At 72.1% G+C, this 16,187-nt stretch carries 15 protein-coding genes; 6 read left to right on the plus strand and 9 right to left on the minus strand.

The genetic code is table 11. The features are described from left to right. Positions 1-253 precede the first annotated feature (253 nt). Together BLU95_RS39770 and BLU95_RS42785 are read right to left on the minus strand one after the other, a co-directional pair. Entirely contained in the window at positions 254-550 is a 297-nt protein-coding gene (locus BLU95_RS39770) for a hypothetical protein (RefSeq protein WP_093864316.1), read from the minus strand. A 7-nt stretch (positions 551-557) separates the two neighbouring features. Next, a complete protein-coding gene (locus BLU95_RS42785; RefSeq protein ID WP_159425229.1) occupies positions 558-734 on the minus strand; it encodes a hypothetical protein in 177 nt (58 codons plus the stop codon). Positions 735-1,088: 354 nt separating this feature from the next. Here BLU95_RS42785 and BLU95_RS39780 point away from each other — a divergent pair, with 354 nt between their 5' ends. Then, a complete protein-coding gene (locus tag BLU95_RS39780) occupies positions 1,089-1,520 on the plus strand; it encodes a VOC family protein (RefSeq protein ID WP_093864318.1) in 432 nt (143 codons plus the stop codon). Positions 1,521-1,559: 39 nt separating this feature from the next. Here the strand turns inward: BLU95_RS39780 and BLU95_RS39785 are convergent, their stop codons facing one another. The 7 genes from BLU95_RS39785 to BLU95_RS39810 all read right to left on the minus strand — a co-directional run bounded on the left by BLU95_RS39785 (position 1,560) and on the right by BLU95_RS39810 (position 9,235). Then, positions 1,560-2,375, minus strand: a complete 816-nt coding sequence (locus tag BLU95_RS39785; protein ID WP_093864319.1) for a hypothetical protein — start codon at positions 2,373-2,375, stop codon at positions 1,560-1,562. A gap of 156 nt (positions 2,376-2,531) precedes the next feature. Further along, positions 2,532-2,831, minus strand: coding sequence for a response regulator transcription factor (locus BLU95_RS39790; RefSeq protein WP_093864320.1), 300 nt, complete (start codon positions 2,829-2,831; stop codon positions 2,532-2,534). Positions 2,832-3,206: 375 nt separating this feature from the next. Continuing rightward, positions 3,207-4,574, minus strand: coding sequence for an NsdA family TPR-like regulatory protein (locus BLU95_RS39795; RefSeq protein ID WP_159425230.1), 1,368 nt, complete (start codon positions 4,572-4,574; stop codon positions 3,207-3,209). Between the two features lie 478 nt (positions 4,575-5,052). Next, positions 5,053-6,183, minus strand: coding sequence for a sensor histidine kinase (locus tag BLU95_RS39800; protein ID WP_231978131.1), 1,131 nt, complete (start codon positions 6,181-6,183; stop codon positions 5,053-5,055). 53 nt (positions 6,184-6,236) lie between these two features. After that, positions 6,237-6,896 (minus strand): response regulator, encoded by a 660-nt coding sequence (locus BLU95_RS39805; protein ID WP_093864323.1) that lies wholly within the window; start codon positions 6,894-6,896, stop codon positions 6,237-6,239. Between the two features lie 729 nt (positions 6,897-7,625). Beyond that, positions 7,626-7,823, minus strand: a complete 198-nt coding sequence (locus BLU95_RS42790; RefSeq protein WP_159425231.1) for a hypothetical protein — start codon at positions 7,821-7,823, stop codon at positions 7,626-7,628. Between the two features lie 824 nt (positions 7,824-8,647). Next, entirely contained in the window at positions 8,648-9,235 is a 588-nt protein-coding gene (locus tag BLU95_RS39810; RefSeq protein ID WP_197698679.1) for a CGNR zinc finger domain-containing protein, read from the minus strand. Between the two features lie 57 nt (positions 9,236-9,292). Here BLU95_RS39810 and BLU95_RS39815 point away from each other — a divergent pair, with 57 nt between their 5' ends. The 5 genes from BLU95_RS39815 (at position 9,293) to BLU95_RS39835 (ending at position 16,016) form a co-directional block, all read left to right on the plus strand. Next, positions 9,293-10,528, plus strand: coding sequence for an MFS transporter (locus BLU95_RS39815; RefSeq protein ID WP_093864325.1), 1,236 nt, complete (start codon positions 9,293-9,295; stop codon positions 10,526-10,528). Between the two features lie 314 nt (positions 10,529-10,842). Continuing rightward, complete coding sequence (locus BLU95_RS39820) at positions 10,843-11,739, plus strand: peptidase S1 (protein ID WP_093864326.1); 897 nt, start codon at positions 10,843-10,845, stop codon at positions 11,737-11,739. Between the two features lie 323 nt (positions 11,740-12,062). Then, on the plus strand, positions 12,063-12,545 hold the full coding sequence (locus BLU95_RS39825; protein ID WP_093864327.1) for a GNAT family N-acetyltransferase: 483 nt from the start codon (positions 12,063-12,065) through the stop codon (positions 12,543-12,545). Between the two features lie 327 nt (positions 12,546-12,872). Next, the gene (locus BLU95_RS39830; protein WP_107452655.1) at positions 12,873-15,557 is read left to right on the plus strand and encodes a fibronectin type III domain-containing protein; all 2,685 of its coding nucleotides are present in this window, start codon (positions 12,873-12,875) and stop codon (positions 15,555-15,557) included. A 141-nt stretch (positions 15,558-15,698) separates the two neighbouring features. Then, a complete protein-coding gene (locus BLU95_RS39835; RefSeq protein WP_093864329.1) occupies positions 15,699-16,016 on the plus strand; it encodes a hypothetical protein in 318 nt (105 codons plus the stop codon). The last annotated feature ends 171 nt before the right edge of the window (positions 16,017-16,187 follow it).

Below are 16,187 nucleotides of genomic sequence, written 5' to 3' on the forward strand. Positions count from 1 at the left end.
AACAGTCGCGGAAGCGGTAAGGCGTCGTACAGGGGTGAACGGCATGGCTTCCTCGGGCCCGGAACGGAGGCGGTCCGCGGCAGCCGGCGCAGCCGGGCGCGGACGGCCGATGAGCCCGCCGGCCGGGTCCGGCGTATGCGACAGCCCACCCTGCAGCCGTCTGGCGCGGGAGGGCGGGGGGACGCGCACCGGGAGCCCGTCGGCCCCGGCTGGTACCGCCGTCGGCCCGGTACTGCCGCCCGACGACGGACGGTCAACAGGTTTCCGGCGCCGGCGGGTGGTAGCGGCGGGAGAGCAGCGGCGACGCGCGGTGACCCCGGGCGATCAGGGTGTGAGCGGAGGCGACGGGGTCCGACGAGCCGTCGGCAGTGCGGCGGGTGAGGAGGTAGAGCAGCAGGTCCACCCGGTCGTCCTGGCTGCGGACGGTGATGTGCTGGAGCCCGTCGCCGGGCCGGGCGTGGGCCCACAGGATGCCGACGACCTCGCTCGCTTCCCCAGGCGGTAGCTCACCGCAGTCCTTGCGCCGCAGGCTGGCGTAGACGACGTCCAACGGAGGATCAGCCCCAGCCGAGGCTGTTGCCGGTGCCGGGCACGGTGCCGGCGGGAGCGCCGGGGACGGGAGCGTCGGCACCGAGGGTGACGGAGGCGGCGGGGGTGAGGACGGTGGGAGCCGCGAACAGGGCGGTGAGGGCGAGGGTGGTGACCGCGACGGCCTTGGCCAGGGAAGTGCGCATGTCGGTGATTCTCCTGAACAACGTGATCGGATGGGAGAGTTCCGGTTCGACGTCCCGCGGTTGACGCTCGTTCCGGTTCGCCGTCCGGTCGGTTTCTCCGGCGGCGATCACCAGCTTGGCCCGTCCTGCGGCCTGCCGGAAGGCGCGTCCGCCGGCGCGATCCGGACTGTCCGACATCAGACAGATGATACATGTGCATGCCAATTATCCGGGCGGGCCGGGCCCCTCGGGGAGACGGCGACCTCGGTCCACCCCTGCGACCGCACGGCACGAGAGCGGGCGCAGCCCTCCTCCCGACCACGTGCGAACCTCCTGACCTGGGAAGACGGTCAGGGCCCCTGTTATTGTGCGCCCATGTCAACGATCAAGCAGTTCCAGGTGACCTTCGACTGCGCGGAGCCGGTGAGCCTCGCCGCCTTCTGGTGCGAGGTGCTGGGGTACGTCCTGCCGACGGTGCCGGAGGGCTTCGCCACGTGGGAGGAGTGCTTCCGCTCGCTGCCGCCCGAGGACGCGGTCTACTTCGCGTGCACCGATCCCTCGGGCGTGGCCCCGCGCCTGCTCTTCCAGCGGGTTCCCGAAGGCAAGGTCGTCAAGAACCGGGTGCATCTCGATGTGCGGGCCGGCGTCGGGCTCGTGGGTGACGAGCGCCTGGCCGCGCTCGAGGCCGAATGCGCGCGGCTGACGGTGCTCGGCGCGAAGCACGTGCTGACGCAGCGCGCCGACGGCGTCAACGAGTCGTGCATCACGATGCAGGACATCGAGGGCAACGAGTTCTGCCTCGCCTGATTTCTCCTCCGCGACTGCGAGGCGGGGGGAGAACGGGGCTCACGGTGCCGGAGCACAGCGGCTGCACGTCCGGTAGGAGCGCCCGCCCTTGGGCCCGGTGCGCTCGGCCGTCCAGGCGCGGGCCTCGGCCACGGTCATCGCGCTCCAGCGGGGATAGTCGCGGGACTCCTCCAGCGGGGAGCGGTAGCCGAGGTGCTCGGGCCTGTGCGCGTGGCGGCGCAGCTCGGAGGTGTAGGTCGCACCGGCCGGCCGGGCGTAGTTCTTCGGCATCTCCCGCCGGACCACGGAGCAGCCGACCTCGTGCAGGCCTCTGCTGCCGGCGATGAAGGGGTACTTCTCCGGCTCGGTGTACCGGGCCCACCGGATGTCGGCGACGTCCAGCGCGCTGTCGAACCCGCTGCGGTGCGTCCGGCACACGGGGCAGTCGAGCGGGTCCCGCAGGCAGCGGTCCTTCAGCGTGTCCTCGTCCTCGTACAGGTGGGCCTCGAAGGGGATGTACAGCTCGCGAGCGGCGCGCAGGAGCAGTTCCCTGGCCTGTCCGGGGTCAGCCCGGCCGTCCTCGACCAGATGGAGGAGGTCCAGGACGGCCGGTAGTTCGATCCGGTAGCCCCACCCCTCGAGCAATTCGCGCCGCCGCTCCGGCGGAAAGGGTGTTTCGAGACCGAACAGGACGGCCGGGAGTGATGCCCCGGTGCCCAGGTTGACGTCGACCCGGCCGTCGCCCCGGAGGACGATGCCCGGTTCGACGCTCTGGTGCGGTACCGCGGCCGCCGCCTGAGCGTCGCCCCGCGGTCCGGCTTCCCACAGAGCGGGGTTGCCGCTGCGCCGCCGAGTGGTCTTCCTCCTGCTGCCCATGATGTCGTCCTGCACGTTGTGGCGGCCGTCGTTGTGGCGCCGGCCGGCCGGGAGGGTGGGAATCGCTGCGGCGGATCGTACTGTCGCGGACGGTGCTCGAGGCGACGTCACGCATCGGCCGGCGCCGGCGCCGGTGTGCGGGCGGCCACCTGCCGGTCAGGAGGGTGCGCGCCGACGGCAGATCCGGTCGTGGTCCAGGATGGCGATCAGGGCGGCCTCCAGGCGGGAGCGCACACCGAGCTTGTCGAAGAGGCTCGAGACGTGCTTCTTGACGGTGCGTTCGGTGATGCCCAGGCGAAGCGCGATGGAGACGTTGCCCAGTCCGGACGCCAGGAGCAGCAGGACGGAGGTCTCCCGTTCGGTGAGCGCGGACAGGTCGCGCGGCGGCGGCGGTGCCGGCGGTCCGGACTGTTCGCACAGGCAGGTGGTGGTTGTCGAAGGCCGGGGTCGGCTCATCGGTTCGGTGGTCCGTTCATGGGTTCGGTGGTCCGTTTCATCGGGGCGCGCGCCCGTCCGCGCATGCCCGGCGGACGGGGGAGCGCCGGGCTGCTGTGCGAGCGCAGGGCTGCTGTGGGAGCGAAGCGGCCACGACACCGGAATTCGTCCTGCGGCTGTCGTGTCCCGGTACGTCATCGTAGGCGGAGTCCGGGCGCCGGAACCGGGATCGGGCGGCGGGATCCCACCCGTCGTCCGGCCGGTCTTTCCCACCGGGTGGCGGCCCCCGAGGTGACTGGCCGCATCGGACCTGAAGGACGGCTGTCCGCGCGCCGGTCCGACGGCGAGCGGTGGCGGGCCGTGCGTCCGGGGGTGCGGTGTCCGGTGGTCGAGTACTCAGACAGGGAACCGGTCGGCGGTGTTGTCGCTCAGGTGGTCGAGGGCGGCACGGACGAGGGGCTCGTGCTGGTACGGGTTCAGGCGGTCGCGGTACGCGGTGGTCAGGCCGGGGGAGAGGTGTCCGGTGAGGGCGATGGCCCTGTGGACGGTCCAGCAGGCGAGGTCGATCTCGTTCAGCGCGAGGTAGGTGTCGACCCCGGAGAGAAGCCGACGGGCGGTGAGGGGTGAGGGAGGTGTGGGGCGGGGCTCGGCGAGGGAGTCCGTGAGGGCGTCGAAGTAGCTCCTGGCCCGGTGGGGTCGGCCGAGGAAGAACCAGGCGGCGGCCCCCGCGCCGGCCAGGTGGTGGTCGTCGACGTTGATGTCGAAGGGGCCGCCGACTTCCTCGTTCTCGCTGGGGGCTGTGCGTGCTTCGGCGGCCAGGTCCAGCGACCGCGCGAAGGCGTCCGTCAGACCGAGTCGCGCATGGGCGAGGGCCTCCTTGACGTACAGAGAGGCCGAGGTGTGCGGCGACGGCCGCGGGTAAGTGGCGCGGGCGGCGCGGAGGAGCGCCAGGGCGTCCGCGGGATCACCGACGAGGAGATGGCGCATGGACAGTTGATCCATGGCGGCCGAGACGTACTCCGGGTCCGCCGCCGCGGCGGCCGTGCGCAGCGCGGTGAGGCTGTGCCGTTCTGCTCGGGTCTCCTCGCCGAGCGCGCTGCTGAGCCAGGCGCAAGTGAGGGAGATCCGGGTGGCGAGCCGCAGGAGGCGTTGGCCGGTCGGGTGGTCGTATCCGGTCCTGGTCAGCAGGTGGACGATCATCCGGAACTCGGCGTGCGCCGATCCGTACAGCGCCGCGGGCGGTACGAGAGTGCCGCTCTCGTGTTGTTCGAGGGCCTCGGTCCGCGCCTCCGCCCAGTCCAGGTAGTCGTCGGGCAGCCCAGGTCCGTCACGGGCGGGCCACGGTTGCGGGCGGGCCAGGCGCGCCCGCACGGCCCGCAGCTGGCGGGCGAGCGCCGGGCCGCCCACGACGAGAGTCGGAGTGGCGTGGGCCTCGGGCAGGCCGATGGCGTTGTGGACGGTCTCGACGGCACCTTCGTTTGTGTACGGTATTTCCAGCCAGTCGGCGTCCCCGGTGGCGATGCGCAGCCAGGCGGGCCAGCCGAGCCGGTACACCTCTCTCGGCTCGATGCCGTGGATGTGGGCGATGGCGAGCTGGGCGGTGTGCTCGGGGACGGTACGGCCCGATTCCCAGCGCGACACCTTCTCCCTCCTGGCGGCCATGTGCCCGTAGCCGAGCTTGCTGTGGGTCTGGGCGACCAGCCGCGCGTAGTCGGGATGGGACAGACCTGCCGTTGCCCTGAGCCGGGCGAGTGGATGAGTCATCTGTGCAACCTGGAGGGTCGTCGGGAACAGGAGCACCGGAGGTCTGCCGCACGTCGGCGGGGATCCTGGACACACCGCTTCACCTGTATCAGTACGCGAGGCCCCTGCCCGGGCAGTCCATGGGCTGCCGGTACGGCGGGAGAGGATCGAACACGTCGTCCGTCCGGCGTGCGACCTGTTTCCCTGCTGGGGGTGCGCCGGCTTCGTCGATGGAGTCGACCACTGTGCCTCTACCGCTGAATTTTACCGTCGGCCGGGTGTTCCCCGGCTGCGCCAAGGGTCGCTCGGGGCGACTGTGGCCCCGTGGCGGGGCACGATCCGCCGATCGGCGGTGGAACTGCCGGCCGCTCGGCGGCGGCTTGCCGTCGGACGGCGGACTGCGGACGCCCGGCGCCCTACGCGCCCTACGCGCCCGACGTGCCCGACGTGCCCGACGTGCCCGACGTGCCCGACGCCGGACGGTGCCGGACGAGTCCGGTCACTTCCGGTAGTCGGGCAGGGCGACGTGCACGCGGTAGCCGCCGTCGGGCGCGGGGCCGCTGGTCAGGGCGCCGTCGAGGTTCTCGGCACGCTCCCGCAGCCCGATCAGGCCGTGCCGGGAGCTGGGCAGTTGGAGGCCCGGTCGGGTCGGCGCGGTGTTCACCACGCTCACCTCCAGGCCCGGGCCGGACCGGTGGATCTCGACCACGGCGCTCGCGCCGGGGGCGTGCTTGCGGATGTTGGTGAGGGCCTCCTGGACGATCCGGTAGACGGTGCGTTGCACCGCGGCGCTTGCGTCGGCGGGCACCTCGCCGACCAGCCTGGCATCGAGACCGCTGCCCGCCACCAGCTCCGCGAGCTGTTCCGCGGTGGGCTGGGGGGTGATCTCGGAGTTTCGGCCGCCCGAGGCCCGCAGCAGGGTGACCATGTGCCGCAGCTCGTCCAGGGTGGTGACGCTCAGCTTCCGGATCGTCCGGGCCGCCTCCTCGGTGTCGGCATTGTCCGCACCGACCTGCAGGGCACCGGCGCGCACGGCGATCAGGCTGACCTGGTGCGACACCACGTCGTGCATCTCCCGTGCCAGCTGCGCCCTCTCCCGCCCCAGCACGGCCTGGGCGTGCAGTTCGCGCCGGTGTTCCTGGGCCTCGTGCAGGTCGGCCATGCTCCGGGTGAGGCCCGCGCGAATCGCTAGCAGTCGGCCCACGGCGACGGCCGCGAAGGCGGCCATGGCCGGAGGGGGCACCCTCCAGAGGTGCTCCGGTCCGACGACGGAGTGGTGCGAAACCGTCTCGGGCAGTGCCCAGAACTGGCAGGACATCGCCACCCCCAGGTACAGCAGCGCGCCCACCACACCCCGGCGCAGCGACCCCTCCGCGACGGTCGACAGTGCCACCAGCACGGTCGGTGCGTCGTAGCGTTCCGCCACGGCCATGTACACGAGGGAGAGCACGAACACCGGGACCGGGAAGCGCCGGCGCAGGAACAGCAGGAGCGCGACTGCCGAGCCCGTTACCACGAGTGTCTGGTCCAGCTCCGCGAACGACAGGTGCGGGTCGAGCTCATGGCGCTTGGTGGCGAGGGCGTGTATCCACGAGGTTGCCGCCGCGATCGCCACCAGGAGGGCGTCCACCGCCCACCGGGGCACCGTCCGCCGGACACGCGCCGTCCCCGGACGCACGGAATTCACTTGACCCCGTTGTCGACGAGCAGCCCGGCGCGCTGGGCCCAGAGGGCGGCCTGGACGCGGTTGTCGACCGCGAGCTTGGCGAGCAGCGAGCTGACGTGGTCCTTGACGGTGCCGGTACTCAGGTGCATGTGCCGTCCGATCTCGGCGTTGGTCAGCCCCTGGGCCAGCAGCGTCACGACCTCGCGTTCGCGACGGTTCAGCGCGGTGCCGCGCGCGGAGTCGAATTCCGGCTCGTGCTGGCGGCTGAGGTATCCGCCGACCACGACGGGGGCGATCCTCCGGTCCAGTACCACGGCACCCCCGATCAGCGACCTGACGAGGGGAGGGAGGTCGTCCGGGTCGGTGTCCTTGAGGATGTAGCCCGAAGCGCCCGAGCCCAGGGCCTGCGCGATGTACTCGTCGGAGTCGAAGGTGGTGAGCATGGCCACCACGGGCGGTGCGGGCAGCGCGAGCAACTGCTCCAGGAGGGCCAGTCCGTTGACGTCGGGCATCCGTACATCCAGCAGGACCAGGTCCGGGGAGTGCTCCGTGAACGCCGCCAGTGCCTGCCCGCCGGGCACCGCGGCGACCACCTCGATGTCCTCGGCGCCGTTGAGGATCAGGCTGAAGCCCGAACGGACGAGTGCCTCGTCGTCGACCACCACTACCCGGATCATGCTCGGTTCCCGCCCTCTGCTCTCGATCGTCGGGCCGGTCCACCGTGCCACGTCTGTTCGTCCGCGGCCGTCGCGCACCTCGCGCCGGCCGGAACCAAGGTAACCGGCCGAATCGCGTGCGAAGCACCCCGAGAGCGCGGGACAAGGGGCAGCATCCTGCTCCCTCCTGAGGGGGTGGTGCAGGTCGAAATGCCCGTTCTCCCTTGGGGCTGGGGAGCCCGGCCAGGAGGAAGGCGGGCACTCACGGCACCGGGAACCCGGAAACGCTTCCGAGGAGGAGGCACGTGGGAGGCACGTGGTGGACACCGGCCGCACGGGCCCTGTTCGCCGTGGTCCCGGACGACGGACTCCGCGACCTGTCGGCCACCGACCAGTGCAGTCGACGCCAGTGACGTGAGCGGATTCCCGACTGCCGCCCTCCTCGCCGCCTGCGTCGCGCGCCCGCACAGATCAACGGTCTCCTCGATGAGCGGTGTGTGCTGCTGTGCGCCAACTCCGACCGGCTCGCGCCCGGCTACTTCCGCAGCGACGCCACGACGCGTTGACCCCGCCGACCCCGTCCGCCCGCCCCGAGTCCGCGGCGGACCTCGTCGTGACCTCAGGGCAGGCCACCAACAGGTGAGCCACCCGGCGGGTCCGGTACGCAGGTCACTGCCGGAGTAATGAACCTCCTCACGCACGGCGGAAAGCCGGTTGGCCCAGCCGGAGAAGGCTGGGCCAACCGGACCATCAATGGCGCCGAATTTTACGCACGGAGGACGGCAGCACCGCAAGGCCGCCCAGGACAAGACCCGAGCCCAGGAGGAAGATCCATGGGGACTTCTCAGCCCCGGAGTCCAGGTAGCCCAGACCTGATGCGATCAGGATGGCCGCGAAGACGGCACCGCCAATGCCGGACCAGAACCGCCGATTGATCGGTTTCGACACCGTTGCTCCTAGATGTTTCGAGTCGGCAGCTGATGGCGGATTCGTTAGCGGAGCCGCTCGGGGCGCTCAGGAGTTCCCGTTCCTGGGTGCCCCACTCTCAATTCGGCCGGACGAACGAGTGGAACTCGGGTATTGCTGGGCCTGGAAATAGTTGATCGGAATTCTTCCGATTTACCTTCAGTTTGTTTACGGTTGACCAGTCGGCCCTGCGAGTGCAGGCCGACGGCGGTCGGTGCAACGTTTCCCTGCCTGCTCACCCCTGTTGTTCGCCCGTTGTTCGGCGGGCAAGAAAAACCCTAGATCAGGTGCTGATGATCCATCAGATGATCTGAGCATCATTTGAGGTAGTCACGCCCCAAGGCACCCGTTCTGCCTCCTCGGCTGTACTGGCGGAACGCTCGTGAGGCCTGTCGGGGTGTAGCTGGGCGTGGGGTAACGCCTGGGCTGAGGTGTTGGTTCCTGGGTGCGCGCGAGGGGCGGCCGGCGCGTCTGCGGTGGGGCGCAGGGTCGGCCGAGGGCGTGCTGACCGGCGCCGTCCGGGTCGGCTGCCCCCTTCTGTCGAGGGTGGCGTGCTGGTGGGTCCGTACGATCGCGGGTCGACGGAGGCCGGCCGGTCGAGGTCGCCGGCCGCGTCTTCTCCGCCCGGATGCCCGGAATATCCGGGCATCCGGGAGTTCATGGCGACGCACCGGGGCGGAAATGATCGCCGATCGCCTGGTCCTCTTCGAGGGTGGAAGCCAGAGCCCAGGCTCCACCCGGGCGGCCCTTCGTTGTCGACGCGATGCGCGTCCCCCCGTAGGGATCCTGAGGTGTCCGGACCGTCGTCAGGAGTCCTGGGCGCGGGCGCGGTGGGCGGCGGACTTGACGCGGCTCTGGCAGGCCGTGGAGCAGAACCGGCGGGTGCCGTTGCGGGAGACGTCTACGTAGGCGCGGTCGCAGGCGGGTGCGGAGCACATGCCGAGGCGGGCGGCGAAGTGGCTGCCGAGGGCGGCGGCGAGGCCGAGGGTGAGGCGGGCGGCCCAGTCGGAGGCTTCGTCGCCGGCGGTGCTGCGGTGGTAGAGGTGCCAGGGCTCGTCGCGGTGGCGTTCCAGGACGGGGAACGGGCGCAGTTGTGCCAGCAGGGTGTTGGCGGCCGCGACCGCTCCGTCCTGGTCGTCGGCCGCGAGGTGTTCGAAGACGGCGCGCAGCCCTGGGGCGAGGGCTGCCAGGCGGGTCGCGTCGGCGGTGCCGAGGGGGGTGGCGTGGCGGTCGGCCGCGTGCAGGAGGGCGTTGGTGCGCTCGGTCAGTTCGGCTTCCGGCGGGGGCTGGTAGGGACGGGTGCGGGACAGGCCCGGGGTCGCGAGGTTCACCAGGTCGGCGGCGCCCTGCACCATCGCGGTGTTGTGACTGTCGAAATCCACTTGACCGGTCACGCATCCCTTCGTCATAGTCATGACTGTCGAAAACAGAAACGACAGTAACGGAGTTCCGTGTCCGCCGCCACCGCCACCCCGCCCCGGGGCCGTTCGCGCCCCTCCACCTGGTCCCGCACGTCCGCCACCGGACGCGCGCTGCTCACCACCGTCCTGACCACCGGCGTCACCACCTTCATGTTCCTGCCCCTGCTCGCCCTGCACCTGAGTGCCACCGGCACCCCGGTGGGGCGGGTCGGGCTCCTGATCGGGCTGCTCTCGCTGTGCGGGCAGGGCTTCTCGGTGCTGTCCGGCCACCTCGTCGACCGCGTCGGTGCGCGGACCACCACCACCGCCGGCTTCGCCTGCCGCATCGTCGGCTACCTGCTGATATCCGCCGGGGGAGCGGCCCTGGTGCCGGGCATCGCGGCCGTCGGCATCGGCGGGTCACTGCTGGTGCTGTCCGTCAAGACCCGCTTGGTCATCGAGGCGGCGGCGCACGACGACACCCGCGGCATGCTCGCCCTGCGCTCGACCTTCGGCAACGTCGGCGTGGTCCTCGGGCCGGTCCTCGGGGCGGTCGCCTACCCGCTCGGCTTCGACGCGATCCTCGCTGCGGCCGTCCTGTCCCACCTCGGCCTCGGCTTCCACCTGACCTTCCTCGCCAAGGACGAGGCCGCGCAGGCACCGGCGGACCTCGCCTTCGCTCCCGCCGCCCCGGAACGGAAGCCGGACCCCGGACACACCGCCACCGCCCCCGGCCGGCGTGGACCGGCCGTCCTCTTCCTCGCCGCCGTCGCCTACTGGGCCCTCTACAGCCAGCTCAACGCGGTGATCCCGCTCACCGCCAGGGCCCTGACCGGCACCACCGTCGCCATCACGGTGGTCTTCACCCTCAACGGCGCCCTCGTCCTGCTGTTCCAGTACACGCTGCTACGCCGCTTCCTCGGACACCTGCCGCCCCGCACCCTGCTCACCGCCGGGTTCGCGGCCTTCGCCGTGGCCTACCTCGTCCTGCTGCCGCAGGCCGGCTGGCTGTCACTGCTGCTGTTCACCGTGCCCGCCACCCTCGCCGAGATGCTGATCGGACCGAGCCTCGACGAACTGGCCGTCACCACGGCCCCGCCCCGCCGGACCGGCCGTGCCCTGGGCCTGCTCGGCCTCGCGGGCGCGATCGGCTCGCCCCTGGGCGCGGGACTCGGCACCCACCTGCTCCAGAGCCTGCACGGCGGCCCCGCTGTCTGGCTCACCGTCACCACGGCCGCCGCCCTGGCCGCGGCCGCCTGCCTCCTGCTGCCCCGCCCCGCCCGCTGACCGCCGCGGGCCGTTGCGTGCTCGGTGTGCCCGCCAGTGCCGTTCCCGGTGCCGTTCTCGGTGCTGCGGCCGGTGTTGCGGCCGGGGTTGTGGCAGGGGTTCTCCCGGGCCGGGCCGGTGATTGTGACGCCCACGAGAACACCCGTGACGCGCACGTGAAGAGGTGCGCCCGTGCGCTCGCGGTGCGCCGCCCTGCGGCCGGGATTCCGGTGATCTGCTGTTCCTCGGCACCCGAGCACCCGAAGCGTCCGACGCGGGCACGTGCACGTCCTCCGTGCCCGCGTGATTCCTCATTGCCGTACGGAGGCCCCACCATGAAGAATTCCCTGACAGCTGCCGCGCTCGCGGCATTCACCGCGACGCTCCTCGCGACCACGGCAGCGGCTGCGGCTGCGGCCGCCGCCGTCCCCGGGACCGTGTCCGGCGACGGCGGCAACCGCATCGCCGTCCTCAGGGGCAACGGCACCGCCCTGGTGAAGGAGGGCGGTCTCGGCGCCCAGTGGACCAACGAGGCCGACGGCGTCAAGCAGACCGTCGTCGCGGGCAACCGCATCGGCGTCCTCAAGGACGACGGGTCGGTGCTCGTGAAGCAGGGCGGCCTCGGCGACCAGTGGGTCCTCGTTGCCGACAACGTCAAGCAGCTCGCGCTGTCCGGCGACCGCGTCGGCATCGTCAAGGGCGACGGTGTCGCCTATGTGAAGGAGGGTGCGCTCACCTCCCAGTGGACCCTGGAGGCCGACAACGTCAAGTCCCTCCAGCTCTCCGGTGCCCGGATCGGCGTGGTCAGGGGCAACGGTACGGCCCTGGTCAAGGAGGGCGGTCTCGGTGCCCAGTGGACCAACGAGGCGGACAACACCGTCCAGCTCGCGCTGTCCGGCAGCCGCATCGGCATCCTCAAGGGCGACGGCGTCGCCTATGTGAAGGAGGGTGCGCTCGCGTCCCAGTGGACCCTGGAGGCGGACAACACCGTCCAGTTGGAGCTCTCGCGCGACCGCATCGGTGTGCTGAGGGGTGACGGCACCGCGCTCGTGAAGGAGGGCGGTCTCGGTGCCCAGTGGACCAACGAGGCGGACAACACCGTCCAGCTCGCGCTGTCCGGCAGCCGCATCGGCATCCTCAAGGCCGGCGGTGTCGCCTACGTCAAGGAGGGCGCCCTTACCTCCCAGTGGACCCTGGAGGCCGACAACGTCACCGAGCTCGCCCTCTCCTGACCGCCTGCTGCCCCCGGCTGTGGGCGGATCGGGGACGGTGAACGGCACAGGGGCGACCGGACCGGGGGGCCGGGCGGCGGGCGACCGCCGACCGGCCCCCCGTGCTGTCGGCGCGGGGCTCCGCCGTCCGTCCCGTCCGTCGTCCGGACACACCGCCGTGCCGCACCGACCGGCCCCCGTCGCGGCGCCTGCTCCGACCGGCTCACCGCCTACAATCACCCTCGCGGACACACCGCACGCGCAGGCGGGCCCCCGGTCGGCCGCGTCCCGACCTCGCAGGTCAGAACGCCTGGCGCCCCTGACCGCCCTCACCTGGAGCCGAGATGTCCGAAGTCCCCGCGATCACCGTCCGCGACCTCGTCGCTGCCGACGAGAAGGACTGGCGCCGGCTGTGGGCCGGATACCTCGAGTTCTACGGGTCCACCGTGCCCGCGGAGGCCACCGACTCCACCTGGCGGAGGCTCCTCGATCCGCACCAGCCACTGCTGGGACGTGTCGCCGAGCACGACGGCACCGTGATCGGCATCACCAACAGCGTGCTGCACCACAGCACATGGCTCACCGGCCAGGTCTGTTACCTGGAGGACCTCTTCGTGGACCCCGCCCACCGCGGGCTGGGCGCGGGCCGCCTGCTGCTCCAGGACCTCTTCGACCTCGCCGCCGTCCGTGGTTGGGCACGCGTCCACTGGCTCACCGCCCACGACAACCCGGCCCGCCGCCTCTACGACACCTTCGTCCCGGCCGACCACTACGTCCACTACGAGCGGGACCTGCCCACCGGGCCGACCCCGGCCGACCGGCCCTGACCCGGGCCCAGGGCCGTTCCGGCGGCGAGCCGAGCGGGAGGCCGACCACGGCCGTGCCCGCCGAGTCCAGGGCCGCGACCTCACCCAGGCTCCGGGGAACGGGTGCCGGGCGCTCCGCTACGGACGGCTGCGGTCGGGCGTTCACGACCGGGTGCGGCCGGGCAGGAGGTTCGGGACGCCGTAGGCCCGCACGCCGGTTCGACGTGCGGTGCCGGGGAACTCGCCGAGGGGACACCGAACGACATGCACGACATGCGCTTATCGGGACGTACGGCCGGAAGAGTCCGTGAACGAAGGGGGTCGACCGCCTCCGCCTGGCGCGGGAGCGTGCTGACTCTGCTGGTCTCGCTGGCCCTGGTGCTCGGCACGGTCACCGGATCCGCCTCCGCGCAGGGCGCCGGGACGCGGGATTCCGCCGCCGCAGCCGCCGCCTTGTGCGGCACGCACGCCACGTCCTTCTCCACCCCCGGGGAGGAGGGAGCGCCCATGACGGCGCGCCTGGGCTGTGCCAAGGACGCGGGCGGTCTGCGCGCGCTCGCGGCGAACGACGACGACCTGGTGCTGGCCTTCGACTTCCCCGCCGCCGGGCGCCGTCAGCAGGCACGTGACCTCACCGCGGCGGTGGTCGCCGAGACCCGGGCCGACCAGGACGCCGGGATGTCGCTGGGTGCGGCGTTCACCCAGCGTGCCCGGGAGCACGGTGTCGGGATCTATCCGACGCAGCAGGGCAGCGCCGAATTCCGGGGCACCGTGCACGCCGTGGACGACAGCCTCGTGGTGGTCACCCCGATGGATGTCATCGGCTTCGAGGAGACCTGGTGGCAGAAGTTCATCGCCAGCGGGGTCGGGGTCGCCGTCAGCATCCTGGTCGGGGCCGGGTGCCTGGTCACCTTCGGGCCCGGCGCGCCGGCGGCCGCTCCGGTGTGCGGCGCGGTCTCCGGCGCCCTCGGCTCCCTCACCACCGAGATCCTGAACGCGGCCTTCGACGGCAAGTCGGTCGCCGACGGCACCGTCTGGGCGGACGCCGTGGCCGCCTCGGTCTGGCCGGCGGTGGCCGGAGCGTTCGGCGGGGCCCTGCTGAACTGGGCGGCGAGCAGCGGTCCCACCGCCATCGCCGAGCTGCAGACGGCCCTGCGCAACTTCGGGACGAAGCTCGGGAACCTCGGCAACACCCTCGGCTTCATGGCGAACGCCCTGAACCCCTTCGCGCCGCGCCTGCTGGACTCGCTGCGGCGCCTCCAGCGGGGTGTCGGCAACAGCTCCGTGCCGCTGCGGGTCCTGGTGGTGGGGGATTCCATGACCCAGGGCATGGAGGGCGACTGGACCTGGCGGTACCGGCTCTGGGAGTGGTTCAGGAACCAGCACGTCGCCGTCGACTTCGTCGGCCCGTACCGGGGGACCAAGCAGCCGGACGCGCCGAACGGTCCGCCCGGCCCGCCGCCGCTGCAGGGCGAGATCGAGAACCCCTCGGCCGTGCCTCCGCCCGTCGACGGCGCGTACGCCCAGGGTGTTCCGGCCGGCTTCGACAGCGACCACTTCGCCGTGTGGGGGCGTCAGGCGGCCCAGGACAAGGACCTGATCGGGCCCGTGGTCGCGCAGTACCGGCCCGACCTCGTCCTCTTCGGCATCGGCTTCAACGACATGGGGTGGCTCGTCAGCGATGCCCCCGGCACGCTGGAGAGCGTGAAGGCGATGGTCGACCGGGCGCGCGCGGCCAAGCCCGACCTCCGTTTCGCCGTGGCGAACGTCCCGATGCGGCCCCTGATCGAGGGCCGGCAGGACCTGATCGTCAAGACCCGGCAGTACAACACCCTGCTGGCGAAAGCGATCCCGAGCTGGAGCACGCCCGCCTCCCCGGTCGAGCCGGTCGACTGGGAGGGGGCGTACAGCTGCGACACCAACACCTGCCCCGCCGCGTACGACAACCTGCACCCCAACGCGCTGGGCGAGTTCCAGATCGCGTCCGCCTTCGAGCGCACCCTCCACGACGGCTACGGCATCGGGCAGTTCGTGCCCAGCATCCCCGGCACCGTCCCCCGGCGGCCGGTCCTCCCGGTGAACAGCGTCGTCGCGGAGTCCGCCCCGAGCGGTGTGAAGGTGACCTGGACACCGGTGTTCGGCGCACGTGGCTACACCGTCCGCTACCGGCTCGCGGGTCTCACGGAGTGGAACGAGGCCCGGGTATGGACCAACCGCTACGACACCACCTGGACCGAGGACGGCTGGACCTGGGAGTACCAGGTCCGCACCGACAACGACGGCGACGGCGAGTCGGTGTGGTCCGGCACGGTCACCGCGACCGCGCACCCCGAGACCGCCGCACCACCCCGGAACATCGTCACCCGCGCGACGGCCACGGGCGTCGACGTGTCCTGGGACGCGGCGACCGGTCCCCACACGGACGGCATCGACCGGTACCAGATCATCACCTGGGACAGGGACGTCCCCGGCGCCTACATCGGCGGCACGGCGGTCAGGGGGACGTCCGTCCACATCGACGGTCTCGTCCCGGGGCACCACTACCTCGTCGCACTGGTGACCTGGAACCGCGCCGGCGGCGGCATGCCCGGCGTGGCGAGGTCCGTGACGATCGGCGCGGGGGTGCCGCCCGTGCCGGCGAACCTCAGGATCGCGTCCGTCGACCCCACGACGGTCCAACTGAACTGGCAGGGTTCCCCGGAGGCGGCCGGCTACCGGGTCTGGGTGCGGAACGTCTCCGACCACAGCCCGGTCTCGCCGGAACCGTACGTCACCGACACGCCCGACCACCGGATCGCCTTCCTCTTCCCGGGCAACTGGAACTACGAGTTCTGCGTCACCGCGATCAACGGGGCGTCGGAGTCCGCGCGGACCCCCTGTGTCTCGGTCCCGCTTCCGCCGCCGTCCACCGGAACGGCTCAACTACCGTCCGCAGGAGGTGAATCGCCGACCGCGCCGGAGGACCTGCTCGTGCGGCGCGGCCAACTCGCCGACCCGCGGCGGGACCTGGTCGCAGCCGCCCCCGCCGGCTGACCCCGGGCACGACCGCGGGCGCGCGACGGTCCCGGCTGCTCCTGGGCGGCTGGGACCGCCGCTCCGGCGGGCGGGAGGTACGGAGGCGGCGGCGCGCCCCCGTAGACTTCGGTGCAGGGCCGGACGGAGTGAGGGCGCGCCATGGACCACTGTCGCCACGAGTTGAGCAACTGCGCCGAGTGCGCCCCGCCCGCGCGGCCCGGCCGGAGTGCTCCGAGTGCGGAGTGGGACGGCTGGCCGGGGTCGGCGATCATCATTCACGCCAGCCGCAAGGCTCACCTGCCCGGCTGTCCCCACATCGTCGCCGTCGACGTCGAACCGCCCGTCTACGGCTGGGTGCTCGCGCCGTCGCCGGGGGCGTGGCGCCGGCTCTCCGCCTCCAGCCCGCTCCGGGCCACCGGAGGCAACACCGGGCGTACCGCCGTGAGTCGCTGCCAGGACTGCGACGCCACCCAGTAGGTGTGCCCGCCGGGGCGGGCGCACCGCGGTCGGCGTGATGGCGGCGTCCGGACCGGGCAGGTGAGCGCGGTCGGCCTCGACGCGTCCGCCGGCGACTCCGCCGACGACCGTGCGCACCGCCGCACTGCCCGCACCACCGCCCGCACCGCCCGCACCGCACAGCCGGTGCGG

This window comes from Streptomyces sp. TLI_053 (assembly GCF_900105395.1).
Lineage (GTDB): Bacteria > Actinomycetota > Actinomycetes > Streptomycetales > Streptomycetaceae > Kitasatospora.